This window comes from Vaccinium witches'-broom phytoplasma str. VAC (assembly GCF_000309405.1).
Lineage (GTDB): Bacteria > Bacillota_I > Bacilli_A > Acholeplasmatales > Acholeplasmataceae > Phytoplasma.
This window is the reverse complement of record NZ_AKIN01000052.1, coordinates 1-2,019: the sequence shown is the minus strand read 5'-3', so window position 1 is coordinate 2,019 and position 2,019 is coordinate 1. Positions and strand designations below refer to the sequence as shown.

Genomic DNA, 2,019 nt, shown 5'->3' with positions numbered 1-2,019 from the left:
ATTAAAAATAAAAGATGAGTTAGGAATAATAAAATAATAGTTAATAAGGTTAAGTTGAGTCGCTTGGTTTAGTAATTAAAAAATAATGACTTATATTGGCGAACCAATTATTTAACTTTGTTAAACAAGTATTAATTAGGTTCCACATGATTATTAGTTTTAGCAGTTGTGAGATATTGATAAAAATTTGGACTACTATATTCCTTTGTTTTAGCCTTTTTAATGATTAATTGATAAGTAAAAAGATAGAATTTAATTAAATAATTAATAAAAACGAAAGGGATGAATAAGATAGAAATAATGATTAAAAAGATGATTTTACTGGGTAAAGATGGTAATATTTTTTTAATGAAAATGAGTTTTAGGGTTTCTTTTTTATTAAATTTATTTGAGCAATAAACAAAGACTCTTAAAAGAGTCTTTGTTAGTGGATGTTTTTTTATTGATCTTCTGGAATAATATTTAAATCTAAATTTATTTTTTTTGGTTTTTTATTACTAAATTGACATTCGAATTTTTGTTCAATACCTGAACAACACCATTGTTCTATTTCTTTAATGGAAGCATTTTTCAAATTTGGATTTTTTTGTTTTATATTTTGAATTATTTCTTTTTTGTTTTTTTACCAATCTAAAAAATTTATTAACTTTTTCGTCCGTAGGTTCTTTTTCTAAAATTTGTTGATTTTTATTGTTTTGCATAGCTATAACTGATTGATTATTAAACATAAATAATAATCCTATAAAAATTATTAAACAGATATAAACTGTTCTTATATTAAATTGTTTTTTAATTTAAACATTAATGAAAACTCTTTTAATTTGTTATTGCCAATCAGAGCTGGTTCTTTTAAATTCGACTTCTTTATTTTTTTATCGTTATTGTGTTGATCTTTGAAAATAGATAAAGTTTTGCGGACAGGATTGAAGTGGAGGTGTAAATGGGTTAGTTCGAAGTTTTCATTGTGAACGAAAGTATTACCAAGATAATACTCTTTATCTTCGGTTAAGAAGTGTTTCGGACCTTTGTATTTAATAATTAATTTGTTATTACCTTGGGCCTTTGTGTTGTTGTTTTTCTAACGTAATATTATGTTTTGTTACGTAATAAATAACTACCATCTTTCATATAAAAAGATGCGTTTTCGAAACCGTTTAGAGCGGTGAGGTTAAAGGTTATAAGTATAACCAGCTTTATTCCAACGGTCGAAAGCGTGATGGTATTTAATGTAGCAAACAAGGTTGGTAGGTTAGGGATTGGGTAATTATACGATTTTCGCAAAGGTGTAATTCTTTTATTAGTTTTTATTCCCAATCTGTCAAACTTTTAAGTTTATTTTTAATATCAAGGATTTCTTGGGTTTTGTCTTTGATCGTTTGTTCGTATTTTTCGGGAGTTTGGTTCAAAGTTATTAATTCTTTTTCCAATTGAGGTATTTTGTTGACTTGATGTATTTGGTTTAATTCACTGTTAATGTTGGTTACTAATTCTGATTTAGTTCAAGAATGTTGTTGACGGTAATAATTAATCCCGTTTAAGACATCAAAAGTGTAACGGCATTCTATTTTAGTATTGTCTTTAGGTTTGGCTAAATATTGATTAATTCCTTGACTCCATTGATAATATTGGTTTTTGCAAGCTTCTCAGCGTTGTTTGGTTTGTTGATAATCGGAGTTAATTTTTAATTTGATTTTTAAAGCTTCTGTCCAGATCAGAAGGCAACATGATAGGGCAATTCAGAGGGTTTTTGGTTTGTCATTTAGCGGTTTTTTTGTAGGTTTCTTCGATAATGGTTGTTAAATCTCTATAATGATTGTTTGTTTAGATAATTTTAAATGTTTTAACGTCTTTGATTGTTTCGAATATTGTTTCTTATTTGTTGATTTCTTATTTGTTGATTTATTTGATCGATTTGTGTATTAACTTGAAAGAGTAGGCGATAAGTGAATAAAGTTGTTTTTCTATTTAAATAAAAATTAAATAAAAGGAGATTTAAATGTCTAGAAAAAGAAGTTATCG

General features: G+C 26.2%; 3 protein-coding genes. All 3 read right to left on the bottom strand.

The features are described from left to right. Window positions 1-439 precede the first annotated feature (439 nt). The gene (locus tag RI68_RS04315; RefSeq protein WP_017193505.1) at window positions 440-574 is read right to left on the bottom strand and encodes a hypothetical protein; all 135 of its coding nucleotides are present in this window, start codon (window positions 572-574) and stop codon (window positions 440-442) included. After that, window positions 555-749 carry a hypothetical protein gene (locus RI68_RS04310; protein WP_261974279.1) on the bottom strand — a complete coding sequence of 65 codons (195 nt, stop codon included), beginning with the start codon at window positions 747-749 and terminating at the stop codon, window positions 555-557. The genes RI68_RS04315 and RI68_RS04310 overlap by 20 nt, the downstream gene beginning before the upstream one ends. Window positions 750-1,304: 555 nt before the next feature. Next, on the bottom strand, window positions 1,305-1,427 hold the full coding sequence (locus tag RI68_RS04305; RefSeq protein ID WP_261974278.1) for a hypothetical protein: 123 nt from the start codon (window positions 1,425-1,427) through the stop codon (window positions 1,305-1,307). Between the last annotated feature and the right edge of the window lie 592 nt (window positions 1,428-2,019).